The 26,221-nt window shown below is 37.1% G+C and carries 30 protein-coding genes; 1 reads left to right on the top strand and 29 read right to left on the bottom strand.

The window, feature by feature from the left end:
- Positions 1–136: 136 nt before the first annotated feature.
- The 19 genes from spoVT to metG form a co-directional block, all read right to left on the bottom strand.
- A complete protein-coding gene (spoVT, locus tag OK414_RS00240) occupies positions 137–673 on the bottom strand; it encodes a stage V sporulation protein T (protein WP_013054872.1) in 537 nt (178 codons plus the stop codon).
- Between the two features lie 112 nt (positions 674–785).
- Positions 786–1,046: a hypothetical protein gene (locus OK414_RS00235; RefSeq protein WP_034654927.1), complete on the bottom strand. Its 261-nt coding sequence runs from the start codon at positions 1,044–1,046 to the stop codon at positions 786–788.
- Positions 1,047–1,181: 135 nt separating this feature from the next.
- Entirely contained in the window at positions 1,182–4,712 is a 3,531-nt protein-coding gene (gene mfd / locus OK414_RS00230; RefSeq protein WP_016762704.1) for a transcription-repair coupling factor, read from the bottom strand.
- A gap of 69 nt (positions 4,713–4,781) precedes the next feature.
- Positions 4,782–5,012, bottom strand: coding sequence for an anti-sigma-F factor Fin family protein (locus OK414_RS00225; protein ID WP_013054869.1), 231 nt, complete (start codon positions 5,010–5,012; stop codon positions 4,782–4,784).
- A 59-nt stretch (positions 5,013–5,071) separates the two neighbouring features.
- Entirely contained in the window at positions 5,072–5,629 is a 558-nt protein-coding gene (gene pth / locus OK414_RS00220; protein ID WP_034654924.1) for an aminoacyl-tRNA hydrolase, read from the bottom strand.
- A 139-nt stretch (positions 5,630–5,768) separates the two neighbouring features.
- Entirely contained in the window at positions 5,769–6,398 is a 630-nt protein-coding gene (locus OK414_RS00215) for a 50S ribosomal protein L25/general stress protein Ctc (protein ID WP_034654922.1), read from the bottom strand.
- 187 nt (positions 6,399–6,585) lie between these two features.
- On the bottom strand, positions 6,586–7,539 hold the full coding sequence (locus tag OK414_RS00210) for a ribose-phosphate diphosphokinase (RefSeq protein ID WP_013054866.1): 954 nt from the start codon (positions 7,537–7,539) through the stop codon (positions 6,586–6,588).
- A gap of 18 nt (positions 7,540–7,557) precedes the next feature.
- The gene (glmU, locus tag OK414_RS00205) at positions 7,558–8,937 is read right to left on the bottom strand and encodes a bifunctional UDP-N-acetylglucosamine diphosphorylase/glucosamine-1-phosphate N-acetyltransferase GlmU (RefSeq protein WP_034654921.1); all 1,380 of its coding nucleotides are present in this window, start codon (positions 8,935–8,937) and stop codon (positions 7,558–7,560) included.
- 194 nt (positions 8,938–9,131) lie between these two features.
- Positions 9,132–9,422, bottom strand: coding sequence for a septation regulator SpoVG (spoVG, locus tag OK414_RS00200; protein WP_013054864.1), 291 nt, complete (start codon positions 9,420–9,422; stop codon positions 9,132–9,134).
- A 155-nt stretch (positions 9,423–9,577) separates the two neighbouring features.
- Positions 9,578–9,955 carry a RidA family protein gene (locus OK414_RS00195; protein ID WP_013054863.1) on the bottom strand — a complete coding sequence of 126 codons (378 nt, stop codon included), beginning with the start codon at positions 9,953–9,955 and terminating at the stop codon, positions 9,578–9,580.
- Positions 9,956–9,976: 21 nt separating this feature from the next.
- A complete protein-coding gene (gene purR, locus OK414_RS00190) occupies positions 9,977–10,798 on the bottom strand; it encodes a pur operon repressor (RefSeq protein WP_047932853.1) in 822 nt (273 codons plus the stop codon).
- 56 nt (positions 10,799–10,854) lie between these two features.
- The gene (gene ispE / locus OK414_RS00185; RefSeq protein ID WP_016762701.1) at positions 10,855–11,724 is read right to left on the bottom strand and encodes a 4-(cytidine 5'-diphospho)-2-C-methyl-D-erythritol kinase; all 870 of its coding nucleotides are present in this window, start codon (positions 11,722–11,724) and stop codon (positions 10,855–10,857) included.
- A gap of 198 nt (positions 11,725–11,922) precedes the next feature.
- Positions 11,923–12,093: a small, acid-soluble spore protein, alpha/beta type gene (locus OK414_RS00180; RefSeq protein ID WP_013054860.1), complete on the bottom strand. Its 171-nt coding sequence runs from the start codon at positions 12,091–12,093 to the stop codon at positions 11,923–11,925.
- Positions 12,094–12,287: 194 nt separating this feature from the next.
- A complete protein-coding gene (gene veg / locus OK414_RS00175) occupies positions 12,288–12,521 on the bottom strand; it encodes a biofilm formation stimulator Veg (protein WP_013054859.1) in 234 nt (77 codons plus the stop codon).
- Positions 12,522–12,794: 273 nt separating this feature from the next.
- Complete coding sequence (gene yabG, locus OK414_RS00170; RefSeq protein WP_013081339.1) at positions 12,795–13,667, bottom strand: sporulation peptidase YabG; 873 nt, start codon at positions 13,665–13,667, stop codon at positions 12,795–12,797.
- Positions 13,668–13,744: 77 nt separating this feature from the next.
- Positions 13,745–14,623, bottom strand: a complete 879-nt coding sequence (gene rsmA / locus OK414_RS00165; RefSeq protein ID WP_034654919.1) for a 16S rRNA (adenine(1518)-N(6)/adenine(1519)-N(6))-dimethyltransferase RsmA — start codon at positions 14,621–14,623, stop codon at positions 13,745–13,747.
- Positions 14,617–15,180, bottom strand: coding sequence for a ribonuclease M5 (gene rnmV, locus OK414_RS00160; RefSeq protein ID WP_013081337.1), 564 nt, complete (start codon positions 15,178–15,180; stop codon positions 14,617–14,619). The genes rsmA and rnmV overlap by 7 nt, the downstream gene beginning before the upstream one ends.
- Before the next feature lie 223 nt (positions 15,181–15,403).
- Complete coding sequence (locus OK414_RS00155; RefSeq protein WP_013081336.1) at positions 15,404–16,174, bottom strand: TatD family hydrolase; 771 nt, start codon at positions 16,172–16,174, stop codon at positions 15,404–15,406.
- Between the two features lie 71 nt (positions 16,175–16,245).
- Complete coding sequence (gene metG, locus OK414_RS00150) at positions 16,246–18,228, bottom strand: methionine--tRNA ligase (protein WP_263046181.1); 1,983 nt, start codon at positions 18,226–18,228, stop codon at positions 16,246–16,248.
- A 566-nt stretch (positions 18,229–18,794) separates the two neighbouring features.
- Here metG and OK414_RS00145 point away from each other — a divergent pair.
- Entirely contained in the window at positions 18,795–19,085 is a 291-nt protein-coding gene (locus OK414_RS00145; protein WP_170836841.1) for an AbrB/MazE/SpoVT family DNA-binding domain-containing protein, read from the top strand.
- Positions 19,086–19,117: 32 nt separating this feature from the next.
- Here the strand turns inward: OK414_RS00145 and rsmI are convergent, their stop codons facing one another.
- The 10 genes from rsmI to OK414_RS00095 all read right to left on the bottom strand — a co-directional run bounded on the left by rsmI (position 19,118) and on the right by OK414_RS00095 (position 26,102).
- Positions 19,118–19,990, bottom strand: coding sequence for a 16S rRNA (cytidine(1402)-2'-O)-methyltransferase (gene rsmI, locus OK414_RS00140; RefSeq protein ID WP_016762698.1), 873 nt, complete (start codon positions 19,988–19,990; stop codon positions 19,118–19,120).
- Positions 19,968–20,255 (bottom strand): GIY-YIG nuclease family protein, encoded by a 288-nt coding sequence (locus OK414_RS00135; RefSeq protein WP_013054850.1) that lies wholly within the window; start codon positions 20,253–20,255, stop codon positions 19,968–19,970. Before OK414_RS00135 ends, rsmI begins: the two co-directional genes overlap by 23 nt.
- On the bottom strand, positions 20,242–20,988 hold the full coding sequence (locus tag OK414_RS00130) for a tRNA1(Val) (adenine(37)-N6)-methyltransferase (RefSeq protein WP_013081333.1): 747 nt from the start codon (positions 20,986–20,988) through the stop codon (positions 20,242–20,244). The genes OK414_RS00135 and OK414_RS00130 overlap by 14 nt, the downstream gene beginning before the upstream one ends.
- A 78-nt stretch (positions 20,989–21,066) precedes the next feature.
- The gene (gene yabA, locus OK414_RS00125) at positions 21,067–21,432 is read right to left on the bottom strand and encodes a DNA replication initiation control protein YabA (protein ID WP_013054848.1); all 366 of its coding nucleotides are present in this window, start codon (positions 21,430–21,432) and stop codon (positions 21,067–21,069) included.
- A gap of 14 nt (positions 21,433–21,446) precedes the next feature.
- Positions 21,447–22,274, bottom strand: a complete 828-nt coding sequence (locus tag OK414_RS00120) for a stage 0 sporulation family protein (protein WP_013054847.1) — start codon at positions 22,272–22,274, stop codon at positions 21,447–21,449.
- Positions 22,275–22,278: 4 nt separating this feature from the next.
- The gene (gene holB, locus OK414_RS00115; RefSeq protein ID WP_216877121.1) at positions 22,279–23,271 is read right to left on the bottom strand and encodes a DNA polymerase III subunit delta'; all 993 of its coding nucleotides are present in this window, start codon (positions 23,269–23,271) and stop codon (positions 22,279–22,281) included.
- Between the two features lie 33 nt (positions 23,272–23,304).
- The gene (locus OK414_RS00110; protein ID WP_013054845.1) at positions 23,305–23,634 is read right to left on the bottom strand and encodes a cyclic-di-AMP receptor; all 330 of its coding nucleotides are present in this window, start codon (positions 23,632–23,634) and stop codon (positions 23,305–23,307) included.
- Between the two features lie 63 nt (positions 23,635–23,697).
- Positions 23,698–24,324, bottom strand: a complete 627-nt coding sequence (gene tmk, locus OK414_RS00105; protein ID WP_263046182.1) for a dTMP kinase — start codon at positions 24,322–24,324, stop codon at positions 23,698–23,700.
- Between the two features lie 18 nt (positions 24,325–24,342).
- Positions 24,343–25,767, bottom strand: coding sequence for an aminotransferase class I/II-fold pyridoxal phosphate-dependent enzyme (locus OK414_RS00100; RefSeq protein WP_034654916.1), 1,425 nt, complete (start codon positions 25,765–25,767; stop codon positions 24,343–24,345).
- A gap of 152 nt (positions 25,768–25,919) precedes the next feature.
- A complete protein-coding gene (locus OK414_RS00095) occupies positions 25,920–26,102 on the bottom strand; it encodes a sigma factor G inhibitor Gin (RefSeq protein WP_080621343.1) in 183 nt (60 codons plus the stop codon).
- Between the last annotated feature and the right edge of the window lie 119 nt (positions 26,103–26,221).

The raw sequence follows: 26,221 nt of genomic DNA, 5'->3' as shown, positions 1-26,221 counted from the left end.
ATCCTGCACTTTCCAATAAATAAAATACCGTACCATTATATCATGTTCTCTTTATTTCTAAGGTAAGACAGCATGAAAAAAGGCAGCAGAAACTGCTACCTTTTCAGTAGATAATGTAAAATAAAGATAATTACGCTTACTGCTCCATTTGACGAGATAAGAAGCTAGCTGCTGTTTCGGCGGCTTTATGCTCTACTTCACCAAGGGACTTATCTTTTGAGAAAATGACAACAGCTCCAATCGGATCTCCATTTGCAATAATCGGACCGATTGTATAAGAAGAAATATTTTCTTCGTATCCATCGACAAATTCAAGGTTTTTCCCATCGGTTACTAAAGAAGAACTGCGGCTTTCCATAACAGATTCCACTAACGAACTAATGTTTTTATTTAAGTATTCTTTTTTAGAACTTCCTGCTACCGCAATAAATACATCGCGATCACAAATAAGTACAGGATGACCTAAGCTATCGTATAGCGCTTCGCCATACTCTTTTGCAAAGTCTCCTAATTCACTAATTGGCGAATATTTCTTTAAAATAACTTCTCCATCGCGATCGACGAAAATCTCTAGCGGATCTCCCTCTCGGATGCGAAGCGTTCTTCTAATTTCTTTTGGAATCACAACGCGACCCAAATCATCAATACGACGAACAATACCTGTTGCTTTCATTCATTGAAGCCTCTCTTTCATATGATGATTAAAATAGTTGGTGAATATCACTGATGGCTATATGATAAAAGGTTCACCTTTGTTGAGGTTAGTATTCTTCACTCTACAACTTCTATTCACCAACCATCTCTTTTTTTGTTAAAAAGTGTGCTTTTATTAAAAAAATGTCCAAAAAACCGCCAAAACATGGGGATCTGGATATTTTTATTTGACTATACAAGAGAGGCTGAGACATAACTAAACCTATCTCGCCTAAAGACGAACAACTAGGAGACATGAGGTAAACCGCTTGAGACACCGCTGCTGATTTCTGTGCAAGACTTCGCTTTCCGCTTTTCCCGCGGGAGTCTTTGTCTTGTCCTTCAATCACCATCTAAAAGCAGCCACATACATGAAACCTGTATTCACCATATCAATAAAAAAATCCGAACGGGTTGGATTCTTTATCAAGAACCTCAATTCATCGTTCGGATTTTCCTTTAACTAAAATACTTTTGTCTTGCCTGTTTTAATTCGTAACTTGTTCTTTTTTAACAGTGGCTACTCCTTTTACTAACTGATACACAATATTGAGCCATTCTTTTTGAGCAAGTCCTTTTACATTAACCACTAATTTTACTTTCTTGCCTTCCATACCTAAGCTGACCATTCTGCCGAATTGATCACCTAGCATGAATAATTTTTGGCCGTCTACCGTTGAGCTCGCTTCTTCAGACAACAGAATAGAAATTTCTTGTTTTGACTGAAGAATAGATTCTACTAAGTTCTGCGTTGCATATACTTTTGTTTCAGCTACTTTAAACAAATACTCAACCTCAGCCGGATACTCTCCAAAACGATCAATCATTTCATCCTGCAATTCTTGAATATCTTCTAGTGCTTCAATTCCTCTAAAGCGCTTATACATCTCAATTTTCAAGCGGCCGTCTGTAATGTACTGATCAGGAATATATGCGTCTAAGTCCAGATTCATTTCCACATTAAATTTCACACTTTCTCCGTCAGACCCGCGTCTTTCCTCTATCGCTTCTTTAAGCATTTGCGAGTAGAGATCGAAACCGACAGAATCGATAAATCCATGCTGCTGAGCACCCAGTAAGTTTCCGGCACCACGTATTGAAAGATCACGCATAGCAATTTTAAAACCAGAACCTAATTCGGTGAATTCTTTAATAGCTTGCAGACGCTTTTCAGCTACTTCTGTCAGTACTTTGTCTTTGTGATACGTAAAGTACGCATATGCCACGCGATTTGAACGACCTACACGCCCTCTTAATTGATACAGTTGTGATAATCCCATCTTATCAGCATTATTGACAATAAGCGTATTTACATTGGGAATATCTACTCCCGTTTCGATAATGGTTGTACTCACAATCACGTCATATTCGCCTTCTAAAAAGCTTAAGATAACCGCTTCGAGTTCGGTTTCATTCATTTTTCCGTGGGCATACGTTACCCTAGCATCAGGCACGAGCATCGAAATTTCTTCTGCTTTTCGTTCAATATCTTCTACGCGATTATATAAAAAGTAAACTTGGCCATCACGCGCTAACTCACGCTCAATCGCTTCACGAACTAAAACCGGATTATACTCCACTACATATGTTTGAACCGGAAAACGATTTTCAGGCGGCGTTTCAATAACAGACAAATCCCTTACGCCCAACATAGACATATGTAATGTTCGTGGAATAGGTGTTGCTGTAAGTGTAAGGACATCAACGTTTGCTTTCATTTGCTTGATTTTTTCCTTGTGCGTTACACCAAAACGCTGCTCTTCATCGATAACTAACAATCCTAAATCTTTATAAATCACGTCTTTAGATAGTAAACGATGTGTACCAATCACCACATCTACGGTCCCGTTTTTTAGCCCTTTAATTGTTTCTTGCTGCTGTTTACGACTGCGAAAGCGGCTCAATAGCCCAATGTTGATTGGATAGTCTTGAAAACGCTCACGGATGGTTTCATAGTGCTGCTGAGCTAAAATAGTGGTTGGCACTAAAATAGCCACTTGTTTTCCATCTGTCACAGCTTTAAATGCAGCACGAATGGCTACTTCTGTTTTTCCATATCCAACGTCTCCACAAAGCAAACGATCCATTGGTCTTTCATGTTCCATATCCTTTTTAATTTCTTGTACAGAACGAAGCTGATCTTCGGTTTCTTGATAAGGGAAAGCTGTTTCAAATTCTCTTTGTAAATCGCCATCCGGGGAAAATGCATAACCTTTACTTGCTTCACGCTCTGCATACAGTTTAATTAAATCATCAGCGATATCTTGAACAGAAGACTCAACTTTTCGTTTCACTTTCTTCCAGTCATTTCCGCCAAGTTTATATACTTTTGGCTCTTTCCCTTCAGAGCCTACATATTTTTGTACTTGATCAATCTGTTCAACAGGAACGTACAGCTTGTCAGAGCCTTCATATTTGATATGGATATAATCTTTATGATTACCGTTAATCTCTAACGTTTCCATTCCTAAATAACGGCCAATACCGTGGTTCACGTGAACGACATAGTCACCTACGTTTAACTCTGAATAGCTTTTAATACGTTCTGCATTGGAAAGCTTTTGACGACGCTTTGATTTCTTTACCCGTTTTTTAAACAATTCTTCCTCGGTTAAAACAGCTAATTTTTGCATCGGCAGTTCAAAGCCCATTTGTAAATCGCCTTCAATAATTTGAACAAGACCTGGCACAAGCTGACCATTTCCATCTAAAATAGATGAATCAATATCATAATCTGCTAGTACACCTTCAAGTTTTTTCACGCGCTCTTTATCTGCTCCTAAGAGGACTACCGTATAATTAGCATTTTTCCAACGTTCAATTTCACTTTTTAATAAGTTCATTTGGCCGTAAAACTGCTGCATCTGCTTACATGAAATATTAATAATATTTTGCGGACTCGTATACGATACGTGCTTCAAAAATAACGATAAGTATAAAAACTGATGTTTTGCTCGCTGAATAAGAGATGGGAGCTTATGAGATAATTGAACATCTCGAACAATTTGCCCCTGTCCTAATAATTCGGTTATCCATTCAGCTTCCTCTGTTTCAAGCTGATCAGACGTTTCTTGAATTCGAGTGGTTTCATCAAAGATGACAAGGCCGCCTTCTGGTAAATAATCTAGTAAACTAGCAGGCGATTCGTAGAAGAATGATAAATACTTGAACATATTTTCAAGAAGCTGACCTTGACGCAGCTGTTCGATTTCACCTTTAATATTTTCTGTTAAGGTAGCTTTTAGCGCTGCGTTTTTTACTTGTTGCAGCGTCGAAGCCAGCTGTGCTTCTAGTTCTTCAATTCCTTGGGCCACTTCATTTTGGTTCACAATGATTTCCGTAGCAGGACCGATTGAAATTTCTTTTAACTGCTCTTGAGAGCGTTGATCCTCGATTGTAAAAGTACGAATGGAATCAATCTCCGTATCAAATAGTTCAATTCGGACAGGTAGCTCTTCTGTTAACGGATAAATGTCAATGATTCCTCCGCGCACACTAAACTCACCCGGAGCTGAAACCATAGATGCCCGCTCATAGCCCAACTCAACTAACCTTTTTAAATAATGATCAACGTCGATGTCAATTCCCATTTGAAACGGCAGCTGTGTTTGCTCCCATCTTGCTTTAGGAGGCAGCAGCTTTCGAATTCCTGCAAGCGGTGTTACAACTACTCCACCTGTATGTTGACTCCAATAATTGAGTACTTCAATTCGCTGAGCCTTTAATTCTGGACTTGCAATCCCCACTTCTGTAGCAACTAAATCGTTAACAGGGTATAAGAAAACGTCTTTTTCCGGTAAAAGATGCAAAAGGTCTTCATACACTTTTTGAGCTTGATATAAATTATGAGTCACTACTAATAAAGGGTATTTTTTATCCTCATTTAAGAGTGCCATTAATACAGATCGAGCTGAACCGGAAATTCCCGTTACTAACTGTTCTTTCAAACCTTCTTCTAAGCTGCTGACAACAGCTCCAATTTCTTTATTTTCTTCAAATTGCTGTCTAATCCCTCGCAAAGGAATTCCCTCCTCCCATAATATGTCTAAACTAAACAGAAAAACGCTTTGGTTTGAGACCAAAGCTTTTTATTGTATAAATGTTTCGTACTGATGATAGTCTGGATTTCGTTCTAGCGCTTCTTGACAGTCTTCACAAATAATTTTAACCACGATATCTCCACTATTATGGTAGTGAATAAAGTCTTTTCGTTCATCTGCGGTTAGGTGATTAAAACCGAGTGCTTCTGTATTGTGAGCTGTCTTTTCTATCATACCGACTTTTGCGCCACAATGTCTACAGAAATAATGAATAGACATACAAATCCTCCCAAATCTTTTAGTGTTAGTATGGACGATTGAGAGAAATTTTATTCTACTTAATTATAGCGATTCATTACTTCTAAGAACGGTTTACCTAAAAAATCTTCACTCGCGTGTATAGACGTTTTCATCGCTTCTTCCATATGAACCATTTCATCTTCTGTAAAGCGCCCTAGTACGTAATCAACTACTTTCATACCGTTTTTCGGACGATCGATTCCAATACGAATTCGGTTAAACTCTTGGGTTTTTAAATGCTGAATAATTGATTTTATTCCGTTATGGCCGCCCGGACTTCCTTTTGTACGCAATCTTACTTTTCCGCACGGTAAATCTAAGTCATCGTAAATAACAAGCAAGTCTTCGACGTCTATATCAAAATAGTCCATTAACGGGCGAATACTTTCTCCTGATAAATTCATATATGTTAGAGGCTTTAATAATATGACTTTTTCTCCTTTTATTATACCTGTTCCATATATTCCGCTAAACTTTGTTTTATCTAGTGAAATCATAAACTGTTCAGCAATTTTATCAATTGCCATAAATCCTATGTTATGACGGGTACGGTCATATTCTTTTCCAGGATTCCCTAAACCAACGATTAATTTCAAAATAGATACTCCTTTCCACTCTATGTAAGTTGTACATAATAGGTAAATGTCTTTAATGTTTTACATTACTATATAGTATCACTTTTATTATAATCAATTCACATAAAAAGACGTAACCTTTTGGTTACGTCTTTTTATATTATTCTTCGTTATTTTTTTCTTTTGTTGCTTCAACATCGCCTTCAGCATCCTGAACTTCGCCGCTGTCCGGCTCTTCTTCCTGTTGAGGAGGTAGCACAGAAGCAACTGTATCTTCTGCATTATGCGTAATTTCCAGCTTTTTACCTACCTTAATATCCGCTACTGTGATTGTATCATTAATTCCTAACTCTGATACATCTACATCAATAGACGATGGGATATCCTGCGGCAAGCCTTTTAATGAAATTTCATATAAAGACTGCTGTAATACGCCGCCTTCTTTTGTTCCTTTTGCTTCTCCTACTAGAGATAAAGAAACTTCAGTATCAATTTCTTTCTTCATGTCGATCACTTGGAAATCGGCGTGGACAATTTCGTTTTTTAATGGATCAGTTTGAATATCATGTAACATTACGGAATATTTTTGCTTATCCACTTGTAACGTTAACACTCCATTGCGTCCTGCTTCACGAATAGTCTTAATAAAATCAGCACTGTTTAAGTAAATAGGTGTGGATTCTGTTTTATTTCCGTAAACAACCGCTGGGAAGTTTCCTTCGTCGCGAATCTTTCTATTTGTAGAATTTTTGAAATCCGTTCTTTTATTTGCTTGAATTGAAATACTCATTTTATTCACCTTCCAGTATGTTTTCTACTTAAAATGTACCCTTTTTAGAAGGTTGCTAAACATGAAACCCAGTTTGAACAGTAATATATCTTTGTGCATTCCATCCAAAGCGCTTTAAAATCAAGGGTTGGCACATTTAAATTTTTTTCAAAAAAACCTCTTTCCAAATGGAAAGAGGTTCTGTTTATCAATCAAATAATGTACTAACTGATTGCTCTTCGTGAACACGAATAATCGCTTCACCGATTAACGGAGCTACTGAAAGTTCTGTTACTTTATCAATTTTCTTATCTTCTGTTAAAGCAATAGAGTTTGTTACAGCTAACTCTTTGATTGTAGAGTTTTGAATACGCTCAATCGCAGGGCCTGAAAGTACTGGGTGTGTACAACAAGCATATACTTCTTTTGCACCTGCTTCAATTAATGCACTTGCACCAATTGTAATTGTACCAGCTGTATCAATCATGTCATCAATCAAGATTGCTGTTTTTCCTTCCACTTGTCCAACAATGTTCATAACTTCTGCTACGTTTGGACGTGGGCGACGTTTGTCAATGATAGCGATCGGCGCTTTTAGACGTTCCGCTAAACGGCGAGCACGCGTTACGCCACCGTGGTCCGGAGATACAACAACAACGTCATCAAGGTTTTTACTCTTGAAGTATTCACCTAAAATTGGAACACCTACTAAATGGTCAATTGGAATATCGAAGAAACCTTGAATTTGAGGAGCATGTAAATCTAATGTGATAATACGAGTAGCTCCCGCTTTTTCAATGATATTTGCTGCTAATTTGGCAGTGATTGGTTCACGTGCACGAGCTTTACGATCCTGACGAGCATAGCCATAGTAAGGCATAACGATGTTAATTGTTTTAGCTGATGCACGTTTTAATGCATCAATCATAATTAATAATTCCATTAAGTGTTCGTTAACTGGAGCACTTGTTGATTGAATGATAAATACATCACAACCACGGATACTTTCTTCAATGTTAATTTGAATTTCACCGTCACTGAAACGATCAACCGAACATTTACCTAATTCCACACCAATTACTTTTGCGATCTCTTCAGCTAAAGCCTTGTTTGAATTTAGCGTAAATAACTTTAAATTTTCATCAGCATATACATTTGACATTTTATTGTGAAACCTCCGTCAGGATTTTTTATTAATATCAAGCTTTTCAGCATAGTTTTCTTTATTTACTTGTTTCGCACGAGCAATTGATAATGCTTTTCCTGGCACATCATCCGTTACGGTTGAACCAGCTGCAACATAGGCGCCTTCACCAATTGTTACAGGTGCAATTAAGTTTGAGTTACATCCTACGAATGCCCCATCTTCAATCTTTGTTAAAAATTTATTTTTCCCATCGTAGTTAACTGTAATAGATCCGCACCCTAAGTTTACATCTTTTCCGACCTCTGCGTCTCCAATATAACTTAAATGAGAAGCTTTGCTACCTTTGCCAAAAGATGCTTTTTTAATTTCTACAAAGTTTCCTACGCGCACTTCATCTCCAATTAATGATTGAGGACGAATATGTGCAAATGGGCCAATTGTGACTTCGTGACCAATTTCACTATCGTGAGCAACAGAATGGCGAATAGAAGTATTATTACCTATTTTGCAGTCTTTAATTTCACTGTTAGGTCCTACTTCACAATTCTCTCCAATTACAACTGTTCCTTGAATAACCGTACCAGGATAAATAACCGTATCTCTGCCAATGACAGCATCTGCTGAAATGTACGTGTTAGAAGGATCCACAATCGTCACTCCATTTAACATATGCTGCTTGTTGATGCGCTTTTTCATTGTTTCTTCTGCTTGAGACAGAGCAAATCGATCATTAACGCCCAATGTTTCAGCAAAATCGGATGTTTGATATGCAGAAATAATTTGACCTTCATTTTTTAGAATTTCGATAACATCAGGTAAATAATACTCTCCCTGTACATTATCATTTGAAACTTTTGAAAGTGTCTCAAATAATTTCTCATTATCAAAACAATACGTACCAGTATTAATTTCCTGTACAAGACGCTCTTGTTCTGTGGCATCTTTATGCTCCACAATCTTTTCAACAGACCCTTGTTCATTTCGAATGATGCGTCCATATCCTGTTGGATCTTCTGCATGAGCTGTTAAAATAGTTGCCATTGCATTTGTTGCTTCATGATGCTTTAATAAAGATTCAATTGTTTCAGCTGTAATAAGCGGAGTATCTCCACATACAACAATTGTCGTACCTTTTTCATGTGCAAGTAAAGATTCTGCTTGCATTACTGCATGAGCTGTTCCTAACTGCTCTTCTTGTAAAGCAAATAAGCTTTTATCTCCAACATGTGATTTCACTTTTTCGGCACCGTGACCTACAACTGTAATTAAACTTGTTAAATCCAAACGTGATAACTGATCAATTACGTGTTGCACCATCGGTTTGCCACACACAGGGTGTAACACTTTATATAAAGATGACTTCATACGTGTACCCTGACCAGCTGCCAATATGACTGCATATCTTTTTGACATAACAGGCCTCCAATTTTACCTTTTTATCCATTAAGAATATTATATCAAAAATGACAGCATTTCAAGGAATCATTTATAAGTCATGAATTTTATTTTTTGGTAATGCTAAAGTTTTACAAAGGTGTGAAATTATATAAGTGGTAATCAAAAAGAAAAGAGCCTACTTTTCAGTAGACTCTTAATGTATCATATGTTTACGAAGCACCCGCTTCTTCGAATTCAACTTCTACCTCACCTAAACGATGATATTCTGCTAAAACAGCATCTTGAATCTTTCCGCGAGTATTTGAATTGATTGGATGTGCAATATCACGGAACTCACCATCCGGTGTACGTTTACTTGGCATGGCTACAAATAAGCCATTATTACCATCAATCACACGAATATCATGAACAACAAATTCACCATCTAATGTGATTGAAGCAATCGCTCTCATACGTCCTTCAGTGTTCACGCGGCGTAATCTTACGTCAGTTACTTCCATCTTGTTCACCACCTTTTTCTATGCGAAGCTTTACATACTTAATTCCACAGAATTTTGTGTTTTCCTGCTATTCAGAAAAATTTTTTAGAAAATTTTCGCAAAAAAAGTGAACAATTGGAAGTTACTTGCTTTTTGTTAGAAATTTGTTAATTTAATTACCCTTTAACAAGCGCAATAACTTCAATTTCAACAAGTACATCTTTAGGTAGTCTCGCAACTTCTACACATGAACGTGCCGGCTTATGGTCCCCGAAGTAGTCGCCATAGACTTCATTTAACGCTGCGAAGTCGTTCATATCTTTAATGAACACGGTTGCCTTTACAACTGTATTTAGAGAAGCTCCAGCTTCTTCAAGAACTGCTTTTAGATTTTCAAATACTTGAGTAGCTTGTACTTGAACATCTCCTTCGACCAACGTACCATCTGGACGAAGTGGAATTTGACCTGAACTGTAAAACAAGTTATTCACAACAATTCCCTGTGAATATGGACCAATAGCTTGCGGTGCATTTTTTGTTTGAACCTGTAACATATGTTCCTCTCCCTTACTTGATCAAATATATTTTAAGTAATTGCCTTCTTGTACTCGAATTTGTTTATCTTTGATATTTACATCTGTTAATTGTACAAGGGACACATACTCATCCACTAAACGTTCTTCAATATCTTCTGATTCTACTAAAACTCCAATACCAGCAACAGTTGCATCGAACTCTTCAAGCAAGCTAACCATTCCATTTACAGTACCGCCAGCTTTCATGAAATCATCAATGATGAGTACATTTGACCCCACCGCTAAACTTCTTTTAGCTAACAGCATCGTTTGAATGCGCTTAGATGAACCCGACACGTAGTTAATACTAACGGTCGATCCTTCAGTTACTTTACTGTCTCTGCGCACAATAACAACCGGCACGTCTAAATACTGAGCAACCGCATACGCAATAGGAATACCTTTTGTTGCTACAGTCATCACCACATCGATTTTGCGGTTAGCAAAAAGCGATGCATACAAGCGACCGATTTTATTCACAACGCGGGGGTTCCCTAAAATATCAGTTAAATATAAATATCCACCTGGCAGTAAACGCTCAGGTTTTTCAATCAACCCACATAATTCTTGAACAAGCTGACCAGCTTCTTTATTCGTCATCTTTGGAATGAATTTAACTCCGCCGGCAGCCCCTGGTAGCGTAACCAAAGTTCCGATACCCTGCTGTTCAAAAGTTTGTTTAATAATCGCCATATCTTCGCTAATAGATGATTTTGCGGAATCATATTTATCTGCAAAATACGTAAGAGGGATAAGGCGCTGAGGGTTTTGAATGAAATAGTTGGTCATATCAATTAATCGTCCACTACGTCGAAACTTCATAACATCCTCCTGAAAATCCGAATATTGTAATGTAAATATAACATTAACATACGGATTTATTCAAGCGTTATTCGTTCACCTAGTAGCCTAACTGCATAAACTTTATCACAAAAGCCACGTAATCCATTATAAATGCGATGCATACGTGAATCATGCTGTACAAGTCCAAATACAGTTGGCCCACTGCCGCTCATGAGCACAGCATCGGCGCCAAAACGCTTTATTTGTTCTTTAATGAGAGCTACTTCCGGATGCATTTTCAGCGTTACTGCTTCCAATACATTTCCTACAAGGCTACACATTTGATCATAATTTCCTGATTGTATGGCGTGAACCATCTCATCTACTTTAGGATGATCCATCTCTTCAATTTTTAAGTTTCGATATACATCTGCTGTAGAAACACCTATTTCAGGCTTAGCCAAAATCACCCAGCAGCTTGGAGGTGCCTCAATATGCTCTACAATCTCTCCGCGCCCTGTAGCAAGAGCTGTCCCTCCGTACACGCAAAAAGATACGTCAGAGCCAATCTCAGCCCCTATTTGTGCAAGTGTGTCTAATGATAACCCTAATTCCCATAACGTATTTAAACCGCGTAATGTAGCAGCCGCGTCACTGCTGCCTCCAGCTAATCCAGCAGCTACTGGAATATGTTTATCAATTAATATATTTACACCTTTTGAAATGTTATAACGTCGCTTCAAAATCTGCGCTGCCTGATAAGCGAGATTTCGCTGGTCATCTGGAACAAAGCGATTATGAGAATAGATAACAATTCGTCCATCTTCACGGTCAGAAAGTTCAATTCTGTCCGCTAAATCAATTGTTGTCATAATCATCTTAACTTCATGGTAACCATCTGGACGTTTATGTAACACATCAAGTGACAAATTTATTTTAGCCGGTGCTTTCACCATTAATTTCAACTTACTTCACCTACTTCATCTTATCGAGTTTAACGCTATTTTATCATAAAATGAACAAGATATAGCTGTTCATTTAAACATCTTTGTTTAATCCTCTGTTTTATCTTTCATTTTGGGACAAAAAAACCGAAGCGGTTATACACTTCGGTTTTCCTCATTTCACTTTAAATAGTCGTATAAGCATTGATTTTCACTATGCTATTGCTTTAGCTGCTGCTGTGCAAGCTCTACAGCTCGCTTCACCATATTGCCTGCGTCTTTTGCCCGAATAGCGCCCCAGCCTTCTGCTTGTACAGTATCGTAAAAACCAAGTTCTTTAGCCAGTTCTTCTTTCAGCTTCGATGACATAATCCCTCTACGCCTTGACATTGCACATGGCTCCTTTACGTATAAAATGAAATTTCAACCTGAATCTCCTCGCTCTTTTACATAAGAAACGCGAGGACGATATGTATAGTATGTATAAAAAATAATGCATATATAATTTGAAAAAAAGACCAATAAAAAAGCAGTAAACCAATGTCCACTGCTCATCACCACTTGCTATATTGCCTATGTCATTCTTAGAAAAATTTTAGTTGCACTGTTTCCGTTAACACATCTGCGTAACTATACGAAACCCGCTCCAAAGAGTTTTCCTCTTGATCTAATTCAACGATAAAAACAGATGGGTACGTTTCTGTTAATACACCTGAACGTTCTACTGTTTTTCTACGACCACCGTTTGCTTTTAAAGTTAATCGTTGGCCTAGGTGCAAATCCAGCGCTTGCTTAATATCAGACAAAGTTTTCGCCATATTGGTCCACCTCACTATGTATAGTATAACACATGTTAGAAAAATAGTCAAAAACATAAAATTATAACAATCTATCTCTAATTGTGTCAATAAATAATTTTCAACATGAATCTACATTTCGCTGTTAGTATGCTCGTTTTTCAACGAAATATGTATATCTTTAGCAAATATTGAAAATGATTTTGTGTAATTAAGCGTATACTTTGGCTTCATACGAAAAAACAACTGGTTGCACATCATGCGTGTACATGCTGTAACCAGTTGTTTTTATTTCTACTCATCGCTTTCATAAGGCATGCCCGTGCGAAGCAGCCCTTTTGTTTCTACTCCTCCTAAACCTTTAGCACCCGTTAATGTATTACGTAAGACGTCCCATACATTAATACGATCCGTGAAAGGAGTAAAACTTAGTTTTGCTACTACATACACAGGGTCAAGAGCATGAATATTTACACGTGAGGGTGAACTAGCAAAGTTTGCTCCAGCTTGAATCAATAATTCAAAATGCGATTGACAGGCACCTGCAAAAATCACCAGCTGATCTAAATTACCAACTCTTTTTCTTGCTTCTTGGACTGTTTGAATATAGTGCTTGGAATGTCTATAAGCAAGGAGATCATCTTTATTTCCTTTTCCTTTGGAATAGGCATCATGACCTGTCAGCACTAGAATATCGGGTCTTACATCCTCAATTAGCTTTCCAACCTTCTCAGGCATTTCTGACTCAACGCAATGAACACCATAAACAGGAACACCAATTTTTTCGTAAACCAACAAACATTTACGTAAATAATTAGGGTCTCCGTCTACGTGCAGGACCTTTCCTGGAATTTGAAATAAGCGATGTGAATGGCTGTATCCATTTGTCATGCTATATTCAGTTTTCTCTCGAACGAGCCGATAATCCTGTTGAATAAGCTCCAAGGATCTTTCTAAAAGTTCTTCTTCTTGTTTTTTTCTTTGATCCTGTTCTTTAGCATCCACAACCTCTAGATCTGTACAAGGAGCGTCCGCAATCAACCGAACGTCTTCTCCTATTAAAGTCGCATATTTCCCCGTTTCGCTGTCATTAATAGCTATAACACGAAAAAGCAAATCTCTTTGATAAGAAGGTCGTGTAACTATATCACCAATTTTGATGTTCATATGCTTCACTCCGTCTTTGCTACTTCAAAAATAAATTCTCTTCATAGCCTATGACTTCATGATAAAAATGTGATAATTTAGCGAAATGATTTTAAAAGTTGATCACTTAGCTTTCCAAATTCTTGAATAGATAACGTTTCGCCTCTTCGTTTCGGATCAATTTCAGCAGTTGAAAGTGCTTGCTCAATGTCCGCTTTTTTCTGCTTTCCATTTGGCAAGTTGTTCACTAGATTGTTTAAAATTGTTTTTCGACGCTGTCCGAAACTTGCCCGTACAACTTGGAAGAAGAATGCTTCATCTCGGACTTCTACCGCTGGCTTCGGTCTTCTTAACAATCGAATAACAGCTGAGTCCACATTAGGCTGCGGATTAAACACTGTTTTAGGCACAATCATAACCGTCTCAGCCTCTGTATAGTATTGAATAGCAATAGAAAGTGAACCGTACTCTTTTGTTCCCGGTTTAGCTGCTATACGTTCAGCAACTTCTTTTTGAAGCATAACGACGATTCCACGTACCGGAATTTGCTCTTCTAATAATTTCATCAAAATGGGTGTCGTCACGTAATACGGTAAATTCGCAACGACCATTAAATCTTCTATGTTTTCGAATTCTTGTTCGAGCGTCCCTTTTAAATCCGCTTTTAACACATCTTGATGAATAACTTTTGCATTTGAGTAAGGAGAAAGAGTATCAGCTAAAATCGGAAGCAAACGCTGATCGATTTCAAATGCCAGCACTTTTTTTGCGCGCTTTGCTAGCTGTTCAGTTAAGGCCCCGATACCAGGTCCAATCTCAATAGCTCCCGTTTCTTCTGTTATTTCCGCATGATCAACAATACGATGTAAAATGTTCGTATCAATTAAAAAATTTTGTCCCAAACTCTTTTTAAATGTAAAACCGTATTTCTTTAAAATTTCCTTGGTTCGATTAGGCGTTGCAATATCTTTTAACACGATCCCTTTTCCTCCTTATTTATCTGCTCAACAGCTCTGATAAAGTCCTCTTTTGAAATTTGGAACATCTGTAATCGTTTATGGAGCTGCTTTCCGTTGGCATAACCAATTTTTAATAACTTGCCTATTCTTTCACGTCGAGACTTGGCTTTACTATCTCCTATCAAACGAGCTACGATTAAATCCTCTTGAGAAATCTCCATAGCTGCCCCCATCCACTCTTGCTTCACATCTTTTAGTGCTTTTTGAATAGATGCAATAGAAGCATGTTCAACTCCAATACCTTTGCCATTTTTAGGGCGAGCCTCTTCTTTATCTAAGAATGCATGTTTACATCCGGGAACACGTTCTGAAACAATATTTCGAATTCGCTGTCCTGGATAATCTGGATCTGTAAAAATAATCACGCCTCGTGTTTTTTGAGCTAATTTTACTTTCTCAATGGTTTCTTCATTTACAGCTGATCCATTTGTCTCAATGGTATCCGCATCCACTGCACGTTTAATTGCTACAGTGTCATCTCGGCCTTCTACTACAATAATTTCTTTAATCTTCATTGCTTCCTCCAAAACATTCAGTTTTGTTCATTTGCTTTTCAGTAAAAATGAAATGCTAGTTGCGCACATCATTTTTCTTCTATGAAATCAACGTTTTATCTTATTATCAACTAAATTAAAAAACATCTACCTGTTATTTTAACTGAAAAAGGCAGAGGATAACATTCTCCTCTGCGCCTATCTTTACTTTAACACGAAAATGATTGTTATATGAGAAAAAGTTTTAATCATTAATGCCAAATAGCTTTTTAGCGTTAGCTGTTGTAATATCAGCTAATTCTTCATACGTTATACCTTTTAACTCTGCAATTTGCTCTGCTACGTATGAAACATAACCAGGTTCATTGCGCTTGCCGCGGAATGGATGAGGAGTCAGATAAGGACAGTCTGTTTCAATTAATAGTTTATCTAAAGGAAGCTCTGTAGCAACTTCTTTTGGTTTTTTCGCATTTTTGAAAGTAACAGGTCCGCCAAAAGAAATATACATATTCATATCCATACACTGCTTCGCTACTTCAATACTGCCCGTGAAGCAATGCATAATCCCGCCTACTTCTTCTACGTGCTCTTCTTTTAAAATGGTTACCACGTCTTCTGTTGCATCACGATTATGAATAATGATAGGTAAATTCACTTTGCGAGCTAAGCGAATTTGACGGCGAAATACGTCCTTTTGAACCTCTTTAGGTGATTTATCCCAATGGTAGTCTAATCCCATTTCCCCTAAAGCAACAACTTTCGGATGCTGAGCTAACTTTTCAATCCAAGCTAAGTGCTCATCCGTCATATCAACTGCATCTACTGGATGCCACCCTACACTAGCATAGATAAAGTCATACGTTTCAGCTATTTGAATAGCCTTTTTAATGGTAGGTTCATCGAATCCAACAACTACCATGTTTTGAACACCTTTTTCTAACGCACGATTAATTACTTCTTGCAAATCATCTTCATACTGTTCTGCGTTTAAATGAACATGTGTATCAAATAACATCTAATCGATCCTTTCCATGAATAAAAGGGGGTCCTCGCATGTTACACGTGAAACACCCCTTTTACCTATAGTTATTTTATCTTCGTGCCATTTGCTAAGTTTTGATCTACGCTTGCTAGTGAAAGACCATTCTCATCTTCACCCGCTAAAATCATTCCTTGTGATAGTTCACCGCGCAGTTTCACAGGTTTTAAATTGGTTACACAAATTACTTTTCGACCTACTAATTCTTCAGGCTTACAAAACTTGGCAATACCTGATACAACCTGGCGTTTTTCATAGCCAAGATCAAGCTGAAGCTTCAATAGTTTATCTGCTTTTTTAACTGGTTCTACTTGCGTAACTTGCGCTACACGAAGCTCTACTTTCATGAAATCATCAATTGTAATCTCTTCAGAAGGCTCTTCCTTCACAACAGGTTTTTCTTCCTTTGGAGCACTTCCTTGCATCTGCTCTTTAATAAACGCTACCTCTTCTTCTCGATCTAGACGAGGGAACATTGGCTCACCTTTTTCTACTTTTGTGCCTTCTTTAAGCATATTAAAACGCGTCGTGCTTTCCCACGTTTTTAATACATCTTCTTTTACACCAATCTGAGCAAAAATTTTCTCAGGTGTACGTGTTAAGAATGGCTGCAGCAATACCGCAATGTGACGAATTGATTCAGCTAGATGTGTCATAACAGAAGCAAGTTCTGCACGCTTATTCTCATCTTTTGCTAACGCCCAAGGCTGCGTTTCATCAATGTATTTATTCGTACGGCTTACATATTGCCAGATAGAAGCAAGAGCCACTGAAAACTCCATATCTTCCATCGCTTCTTCATATTTGTTCACTGTATCTTTTTGAGCTTGGACGATAAGTGCATCAAACTCTGTTACATTGCCTTCATAAGTCGGAATAACACCATCAAAATACTTATTAATCATCGCCACTGTACGATTAACTAGGTTGCCAAGGTCATTTGCTAAGTCAAAATTAATACGTTCAACAAACGCTTCTGGTGTGAATACACCGTCTGAACCGAATGGAACTTCACGAAGTAAGTAGTAACGAAGGGCATCTAATCCATAGCGGTCAATCAATGTCACTGGGTCTACTACATTCCCTTTTGACTTCGACATTTTTCCATCTTTCATTAATAACCAGCCGTGAGCAAATACTTTCTTAGGAAGTGGCAAATCAAGGGCCATCAACATGATTGGCCAATAAATGGTATGAAAACGTACGATTTCTTTTCCTACTAAATGTACGTTAGCCGGCCAATACTTTCGATAGTTTTCATCGTTCTCTGTACCATACCCAAGAGAGGTGATATAGTTAGAAAGCGCATCAATCCATACGTAAATAACGTGTTTTGGGTTACCTGGAACTTTTACCCCCCAATCAAACGTCGTACGAGAAACAGCTAAGTCTTCAAGGCCAGGCTTAATAAAATTATTGATCATTTCGTTCTTACGGGACTCTGGTTGAATAAATGAAGGGTTTTCTTCATAAAAAGCTAGTAAACGATCTACGTATTTCCCCATTTTAAAGAAATAGGACTCTTCTCGAACGAGCTCTACAGGGTGTCCGCTATCCGGGCTTTTTCCGCCTACAACTTTTCCATTTTCAACGATTGGATCTACTAGTTGATGCTCTGTATAATACGTCTCATCGGGAACTGAATACCAACCTTCATACTCATCAAGATAAATATCACCTTGTTCTAAAAGGCGCGCGAAAATCTTTTCCACGATTTCTTTATGTCTTGGTTCTGTTGTACGGATAAAATCATCATACGAAATATCCATCTTATCCCACAGCTCTTTGATTCCAGATACAATATCATCTACGTATTGCTGAGGTGTCACGTTTTTCTCTTCTGCTTTTCGCTGGATTTTTTGACCATGTTCATCTGTACCTGTTAAATAACGTACGTCAAACCCTCTCAAACGTTTATAACGAGCCATTGCATCTCCCGCTACCGTCGTGTATGCATGTCCTATATGTAATTTACCACTCGGATAATAAATCGGCGTAGTAATATAAAATGTATTATTTCCATCTGCCATGTTCATAACCTCCAACATTCCATTTCAACATTTTGGTTTATATGTATGTAATCATATAAACCCTGTCTTCTTATTCTACTATCTATCATACTATTTTACATGATAATTTCAAAACATTCTCTTCCTATATACATGGGAATATGACGGATTCACTTCATTTTTAAATAATCGTTATTTTCCCAAAAAATAATCCTGTTAATTGTATCAGCTTCGCCCTATTTTTATATAAAATATACTCTCATTCAAAAAGTCATTTTGATGAAAACGACAAATAGGTCTAATTTTGTCGTTTTATGTCGAATTATATTTACCCTATCTTCAAAATAGTTAATATCAAGCTATTTAGGCGATTAATCTTTTTTCCAATGAAACCCCTTGTCATTCCTTGACTGACGGTCACAATTAGCTTGTAAACAAGTGGAGAAAAAAATTTTTTACCAGCTACATTTTTTTACATATAAAATGATTGACTAGTTTTGGAAACGCTGGTATTATGAAAGTACGTTGAAATTGTCGAATAATGACGAAAGTAATAACATAGAAAAATGATTACTGAGAGGAGAACGATTAACATGAAATCTACAGGTATTGTTCGTAAAGTTGATGAATTAGGACGCGTAGTAATTCCAATTGAATTACGTCGTACATTAGGAATTGCAGAGAAAGATGCTCTAGAAATCTATGTAGATGAAGAGCGCATCATCTTAAAAAAATACAAACCAAACATGACTTGCCAAGTAACAGGTGAAGTATCTGATGATAACATTCAGCTTGCTAGCGGCAAATTAATTCTAAGCCGTGAAGGTGCAGAACAAATCATGAAAGAACTTCAAGATTCTTTACAAGCTTCTAAATAAAACGAAAAGCTGTCTATGATAGACAGCTTTTTTTAATGTACGTGATATTCACTGTAAATGTCTCGCTTTGACACATCTCGGTCTTTTGCCACTTGCTTAATAGCTTCTTTGTTTGAAAGTCCTTCTTCTACATAGTGATCAACATGCTCGATAATGGTGAGCTGTTCCCACCATAGATTACTTTCATCTGGCGCTTCTTCATTTGTCCCTTCAAGAATTAAGCAGAATTCGCCTCTAATATCTGTGGCATTTGTCCATTCAATTGCTTCTAATACACTTCCTCTTAAAAATTCTTCATAGCGTTTTGTTAACTCTCTACATAACACAATAGATCGGTTCCCTAAAATTTCTTCTATACTCTTTAGCGTTTCTTTTAATCGATGAGGAGCTTCATAAAATATCATGCTTTCCTTAATATATTGAAGCTCTTGAAGCTGTTCTTTACGCTGCTTTTTATTTCTGTTTAAAAATCCATAAAAGTAAAACTGCCCCGTAGGTAGTCCCGAAGCAATTAAAGCTGTTAATGCTGCGTTAGGCCCCGGCAGCGGAACAACCGTATATCCTTCTTTAACGGCAGCTACCACTAACTCATAACCAGGATCTGAAATACAAGGCATGCCCGCGTCGCTTACTAAAGCAATATTTTTTTCACTGTCTAAGTCGCTTAACAGCTGTTCACTTTTTGTATGTTTATTATGTTCATGATAACTTGTAATAGGCGTATCGATCTCAAAGTGGTTACATAGTTTTTTCGTTTGTCTCGTATCTTCTGCGGCAATATAATCAACTTCTTTTAAAATTCGAATCGCACGAAATGTCATATCCTCTAAGTTTCCAATAGGAGTGGGAACTAAATATAAAACGCCTCGTTCATTCGATACATCATAACTTTTTTGTGATTTCATTCTGCTTTTCTTGCTCCCTTCGAATGTAAGCCTGTTTTTGCACTCTGCTTAACTGTTTGAACCAATACTCTTTTTGCATAGCTTCTGTTTTAGAAGTAAACACCTCATGCCAAATTAATGAAACAGGCCTTCTTGCTCTCGTATATTTTGCCCCTTTTCCTTCATTATGGACAGAAATACGTTTTTGCAAATTATTCGTGTAACCAGCGTAATACGTACAGTCCTTGCATTCAACTACATAAAAATAATGATTATTTTGTTCCATATAAAATCCTTTTTAATTCGTCCGTGTATTCATCATTATCTTGGTAGACCACCAGGGGAGGAAGAATCTTTAAATCTGGACTTCCATCCTTCGTACCTTCAATTAAAAGTGTATTTGCTTCTTTCCCATCTTTAGGATAGACAAACTGAAGTCTCTTTGGCTCTAAACGGTACTGCCTCATTAACGTAACGATATCTAATAGTCTTCCTGGACGGTGAACTAATGCCACTTTTCCGCCTTGCTTCACTAGTTGGCTACTGGCTCTAATCACATCTTCCAACGAACAATGAATTTCGTGGCGAGCGATTGCAAAATGTTCGTTTTCATTTATCTCTTCTTTATTGGATGTGGTGAAATAAGGAGGATTACATGTTACAACATCATATTGTCCATAACCCAGTTCTTGAGGCGCATTTTTTAAATCACCATGTATCATTTTAATCTGCCCATCGAGCTGATTATACGCAATACTTCTTTGCGCCATACTGTGTAGCCGCTCTTGAATTTCTACACCAATGATTTTTCCCTTCGTTCGTTTAGATAAAAACAGGGGGATTACACCGTTTCCTGAACATAAATCAACCAAGTTACCTTTACGAATTGGGACATAAGCAAAGTGAGATAAAAGCACAGCATCCAATGAAAAGGAAAAGACAGACGGACTTTGAATAATGCGCATCTCCTCATCCGCTAATAGATAATCTAAACGTTCATCTCCATATAACTCAACCATAGTCGTTCTTCTCCTTGTACATCTATTATTTATATCTTTTACTCATAAAAAGAACCTCTCCAAAAGGGAGAGGTGTTGTTACTTTTTATTTAAAAATGACAAGCAAAACAAACAGTCTCCATCTTTACGCACACTTCCATAATGAATGTTACAAATATGAAAACCCTCTTGGTAAAGGCGAGCCAAATTGTCATATCCTTCTCCGATATCAATTTGTTTTTGCTCTTTTGTTTGAGCGCTTGCTTTTGAATGTCTATTTTTCAGCTTCGTTTCGAAGTTTGTCTGGTCAAGGCGACGGCGCAAATGATCATTTTCTATTTGCAGGTGATGATTTTCTTCAATTAGCTCAGCAAGATGCTCTTTCAACTCACCTAACTGCTTATATAAATGACCAATTTGTTCCTCCATGTTTGTCACCGAATCAAAAATCTCTTTTTTATCCACCTTTGCCCACCTCGTTAATCTGTGGCTTGAAACGAAACAGCACCTTCATTATTGATCTCATCCAGAGTATACTCTAAAATTTGTTCGTGATCTGACAGTTCCACTTGAATAATTCTTTCCAAAATATTCAAACCCACTACACGTCCTGAACCATCTGAAGTTTTAATTGTTGAGCCTATATCAGGAAGCTGTTCTTTTGCCGTTTCGTACTCATCATTTTCATATTTTAAACAACACATCAAACGTCCGCATAAACCAGAAATTTTCGTTGGATTAAGCGATAGGTTTTGGTCTTTGGCCATCTTAATAGAAACCGGCTCAAAATCACCTAAAAACGTTGAGCAACATAGCATACGTCCACAAGGACCTATCCCGCCCAACAGCTTTGCCTCGTCTCGTACACCGATTTGACGAAGCTCAATTCGCGTACGGAAAATAGCAGCTAAATCTTTAACTAACTCCCTAAAATCAATACGGCCGTCTGCTGTAAAATAAAAAATGACTTTATTACGATCAAACGTATATTCTACATCTACTAACTTCATATCTAAATCGTGTGATTGAATTTTTTGCACGCATACATCATACGCTTCTCTAGCAGCTTGTTTATTTTCATCCACAATCAGCCTGTCTTTTTGTTCGGCAATGCGGATTACTTTTTTCAAAGGAAGTACGACATCGTGTTCACTTACTTGCTTTTTATTAATAACCACTCTGCCAAATTCAACACCACGAACTGTTTCTACAATAACAAACTCACCATCTGGAATTGTAAGTTCTCCAGGGTCAAAATAATATATTTTTCCCGCTTTTTTAAAGCGAACGCCTACTACATCATACAAGCTTTTATCCCTCCTGCAAATCCAACACCAGCTGTTCCATTAATAACTGTAGATTCATATTTGAATTTAATTTATTTTTGGCCTTCAAGATAACCTCTAAGCGATAAATCGCTTTTTCCTGCGTTGTCTGAAGAGCTTGCTGTTTTAATTCTTCTATTTTATGACGATAGACGATTTTAGACTCTTGTCCAACTTGCAGCGTCAACAAATCACGATAAAGAAGCATCAATAAAGTTAAACCAATATGTGCTTGTTCTTTTTCTTTAAAATGTGCTACCCACTTTTCATGAATAAAAAGAAGAGCTTGTTGAGGTCTCGTTGTTAACACTTCATATAATTGTATCACTAACTTTATTGCAAGTCCAAACCATTCATCTTTACTTAATTCAATTGCTTCATCAATGCTGTTTGTTAAATTAGACAAGATGGACGCATCTACTCCGGAAAGGCCATTTTCTACTAGTTTTTCAGCTAACTGTTCTGGTGTAAGAGATCGAAATGATATTACTTGGCAACGTGAGATAATTGTATCTAATAAGCGCTGTATATTTTCTGTTAATAAAATTGCATAAGTTCCGTTGCCAGGCTCTTCTAAAAATTTCAGTAAACTATTTGCTGCGCTTACTGTCATTTTATCAACATGATTCACAATATATAACTTTTTATTAGATTCAACACCGGTTTTTGTGAATTCTGATTGCAAAAATTGAATTTGCTCTTTTTTAATCGATAAACCGGCTGGCTCAATCAAGTGAATATCTGGATGATTACCTGAATCAATTCGCCGGCAGTTACTGCACTCATGGCACGGCCTATGATTAACTGGATTTTGGCAAAACAGCGCTTTAGCAAACAAAAAACTAATTTGTTTTTTACCTGTTCCTTTGCTTCCTTCAAATAAATAAGCATGAGCAACTCGCTCTTTAAGTAAGCTGTTTTGCAAAATCTTTAATACGTTCGGCTGAAGAGCTTCAAGGTGTTCCCATGTATTTCCCATTCAATCATCACTTTCTATTTAAAATCTTCTCTCTTAAAATTGATGAAATTGATCTACTGGTAGTACGAATACTGTAGCTCCGCCCACTTCAACTTCAACAGGATACGGAATGTATGAATCTGCATTACCGCCCATCGGTGCCACAGGAGAAATCATCTGCCTGCGGTTTTCACATTGGCCCTTAATAATATCAAGTACTTCATCTACTTTATGATCATCTGTACCAATCATAATTGTTGTATTCCCTGATTTTAAAAATCCGCCCGTACTTGATAATTTGGTTGAACGAAACCCTCTTTCTACAAGTGCATTTAAAAGCTTTGAGCTATCTGAATCTTGAATAACGGCCATTACTAATTTCATGAATAACACCTCATTTTACTTTTTTGTTAAGAATAGTATAGCAAGAATAACGATCATCTGTATTTATTTTAAAATCAATTTTATTTGTTTATAAGCTTCTTCACAGACTTTTTCAACGGATTTATTTGCATCAATTCGTCGAATACGCTCTGGAAATTCACTCAAAAGAGATAAATATCCATCTCGTACTTTGTAATGAAAGTCTAAGGATTCTAAATCTAATCGATTAATCTCATCTTTTCGACCTTTATTAATTCTTTCTAACCCTACCTCAGGCTCAATATCAAAATATAAAGTGGCCTGTGGCATCGTTTGCTCAATAGCAAATTGATTGATAGCAAAAATATCTTCTACGCCTATACCCCGCGCATTTCCTTGATAAGCAAGTGAGCTATCAATAAAACGATCACATAATACTATATTCCCTTTATTTAGCTCAGGAATCACTTTTTCTACAAGATGTTGTCTTCTAGCCGCAGCATAAAGAAGCGCTTCGGTTCTGGCATCCATTTCCGTGTTAGATGGATTTAAGATGATTTCACGAATTTGTTCAGCAATTCGTATGCCTCCAGGCTCTCTTGTTAATACAATATTATAGCCCTCTTGTATTAATTTTTGTTGAACCATGTGGATGATCGTCGTCTTACCAGCACCTTCTGGCCCTTCGAATGTAATAAACGTTCCTGACATGTATATAAATTCCTTTCTCTATTTAAATACTTCTATCTTTCCTTCTTCCATACAAGAGCCGCCCTGAATATGACCATTTAACCTTTGAATATGCAAAATATAGTCAATATGATTGCTTGTAATCGTTTCTCCCTCCATTAAAATAGGAATTCCAGGAGGATATGGAATAACAGATTGTGCGCTTACACGCCCAATCGCTTCTTCAAAAGAACACATATGCTTTGTTCTTAGTTTTCTTTCTTCCATAGGCAGGAGAACCGTTGCTTTTGAAAAACGAAATGGTTTGATTATTAGTTTTTCGTATGACTTACGCTGTATATTCTCTACTGCTTGTCTAACCCGCTTAATTGTATCATTAAAATCCCAACTGCTGCTTAAAGGTAGCACAAACAATACATAGTTAACGTCAGCTAGTTCTGTATAAATATCTTGCTTTTCCAGTTCCTTTTGCAAATGATATCCTGTTGCAGCCGAACAAGTCAACGTCATTTTCAAAAGGTCGGTAGCAGTTTGATCTGTTTCCACATCAATAGTTGAAAGTGTATCAATCTCATTAATCTTTTCAACAAACGAATGAATATTTTCAGTCATTCTATCAATATCATACTGAGTAAACTGCTGCAGATAATACCGTGCTAAATCGAGAGAAGCCATAATAGGGTATGAGGGACTGCTTGACTGCAGTACTTGTAGGTGATGCCGAACGCTTTGCTTATTTATCAACGTCCCCTGCATATGTAAATAAGAACCCATAGTCATAGCTGGCAGCGTTTTATGTGCTGACTGAACAACAAGATCCGCTCCATACGTAACAGCTGACGACGGAAAAGGATTACCTAAAATAAAATGGGCTCCATGAGCTTCATCAATAATTATAGGAATATTGTAGCCATGAATAAAGTCAATGATCTCCTTTAGATCTCGCGCCACCCCGTAATAAGTAGGATTTGTTAATACAAATGCTTTTATATCCTGAGAACCCTCTAAAGCTGCTTTAATTGTTTTAATGGATACACCTGTACTAAGATGTGTTTTGGAATCTATTTCAGGAGCTAAAAAAATAGGTGATGCCTTTGATAAAGCAATAGCATTAAAAATAGATTTATGAGAATCTCTTTGAACAGCAATTTTATCTCCTTCATGACAAAGAGATAAAATCGCGGCGAGATTGCCAACAGTAGAACCATTAACTAAAAAAAAGCTTTCATCTACTCCATACAACTTTGCCGTTAACTCTTGTGCTTCTTTAATAACAGATTCTGCTTCATGTAAATCATCTAATCCGCTAATTTCCGTTAGATCGTATTGCAAAAAGTCTGCGTAAGAAGACTGAATATGTGAAGGTAGAATTTGACCATTTTTATGGCCGGGCACGTGATAAGAGAGTGACCTCTTTTCGCTGTGCCTTACTAAACGGTTATATAAAGGTAAATATGTATCCATACATCCATTCCTTACTTTTGTAAATATAACATTGCTAACTTGATAAAAGAATATGTAAGTATTTTTCCTATCAAAATTCATTTTTCTTTCATTATAACAAACTTAGATGATTTTTTTGAGCCATATAAAGAAGCCCTTATAAAAAAGGGCTTTTAGTAAGAAAACACTCCTGATATTCTCTTTAATTGATTTACTAACAATTGATAACGAAAATGAGATGAATCCACCTCTACAATCTCTACCTCGCAGTGTTGGCATATAAAGCTGGAAAACACCTCAATACCCTTTGTATGCTGTTCATGACAAACGGAACATGTTTTAATTTGTTTTTCCATTACTCTCCACCTCCACTAAATAAGTATCGACAAGATATAACTTCTTTATGCACTTCATTTACCCCATTTTATGTAGATAGCTTATACTCTGTGAATAATAAAAAAAGGACTAGCTATTT

The sequence above is a fragment of the Priestia sp. JV24 genome (genome assembly GCF_025910025.1).
GTDB classification, from domain to species: Bacteria; Bacillota; Bacilli; order Bacillales; family Bacillaceae_H; genus Priestia; species Priestia megaterium.
This window is presented reverse-complemented; position numbering and strand designations above follow the sequence as displayed.

Bases quoted from the DNA above. Each gene is read 5' to 3' on its own strand.
- purR (WP_047932853.1), bottom strand. From the start codon at position 10,798: ATGAAGTTTCGACGTAGTGGACGATTAATTGATATGACCAACTATTTC.
- glmU (WP_034654921.1), bottom strand. From the start codon at position 8,937: ATGTCAAAAAGATATGCAGTCATATTGGCAGCTGGTCAGGGTACACGT.
- spoVT (WP_013054872.1), bottom strand. From the start codon at position 673: ATGAAAGCAACAGGTATTGTTCGTCGTATTGATGATTTGGGTCGCGTT.
- OK414_RS00130 (WP_013081333.1), bottom strand. From the start codon at position 20,988: ATGGTTGAGTTATATGGAGATGAACGTTTAGATTATCTATTAGCGGAT.
- metG (WP_263046181.1), bottom strand. From the start codon at position 18,228: ATGGCAGATGGAAATAATACATTTTATATTACTACGCCGATTTATTAT.
- yabG (WP_013081339.1), bottom strand. From the start codon at position 13,667: ATGAACATCAAAATTGGTGATATAGTTACACGACCTTCTTATCAAAGA.
- OK414_RS00110 (WP_013054845.1), bottom strand. From the start codon at position 23,634: ATGAAATTAGTAATGGCCGTTATTCAAGATTCAGATAGCTCAAAGCTT.
- holB (WP_216877121.1), bottom strand. From the start codon at position 23,271: ATGGGAAATACATGGGAACACCTTGAAGCTCTTCAGCCGAACGTATTA.
- OK414_RS00195 (WP_013054863.1), bottom strand. From the start codon at position 9,955: ATGTTACAGGTTCAAACAAAAAATGCACCGCAAGCTATTGGTCCATAT.
- spoVG (WP_013054864.1), bottom strand. From the start codon at position 9,422: ATGGAAGTAACTGACGTAAGATTACGCCGCGTGAACACTGAAGGACGT.
- OK414_RS00155 (WP_013081336.1), bottom strand. From the start codon at position 16,174: ATGTTATTTGATACACATGTTCATTTAAACGCAGAACAGTATGAAGAT.
- OK414_RS00225 (WP_013054869.1), bottom strand. From the start codon at position 5,012: ATGTCTATTCATTATTTCTGTAGACATTGTGGCGCAAAAGTCGGTATG.
- OK414_RS00180 (WP_013054860.1), bottom strand. From the start codon at position 12,093: ATGTCAAGGCGTAGAGGGATTATGTCATCGAAGCTGAAAGAAGAACTG.
- rnmV (WP_013081337.1), bottom strand. From the start codon at position 15,180: ATGAAGATTAAAGAAATTATTGTAGTAGAAGGCCGAGATGACACTGTA.
- OK414_RS00135 (WP_013054850.1), bottom strand. From the start codon at position 20,255: ATGGAACAAAATAATCATTATTTTTATGTAGTTGAATGCAAGGACTGT.
- OK414_RS00215 (WP_034654922.1), bottom strand. From the start codon at position 6,398: ATGAGTATTTCAATTCAAGCAAATAAAAGAACGGATTTCAAAAATTCT.
- OK414_RS00235 (WP_034654927.1), bottom strand. From the start codon at position 1,046: ATGGTGATTGAAGGACAAGACAAAGACTCCCGCGGGAAAAGCGGAAAG.
- rsmI (WP_016762698.1), bottom strand. From the start codon at position 19,990: ATGAAATCACAAAAAAGTTATGATGTATCGAATGAACGAGGCGTTTTA.
- OK414_RS00095 (WP_080621343.1), bottom strand. From the start codon at position 26,102: ATGGAAAAACAAATTAAAACATGTTCCGTTTGTCATGAACAGCATACA.
- tmk (WP_263046182.1), bottom strand. From the start codon at position 24,324: ATGTCAGGAACGTTTATTACATTCGAAGGGCCAGAAGGTGCTGGTAAG.
- OK414_RS00210 (WP_013054866.1), bottom strand. From the start codon at position 7,539: ATGTCAAATGTATATGCTGATGAAAATTTAAAGTTATTTACGCTAAAT.
- veg (WP_013054859.1), bottom strand. From the start codon at position 12,521: ATGGCGAAAACTTTGTCTGATATTAAGCAAGCGCTGGATTTGCACCTA.
- OK414_RS00100 (WP_034654916.1), bottom strand. From the start codon at position 25,767: ATGGATACATATTTACCTTTATATAACCGTTTAGTAAGGCACAGCGAA.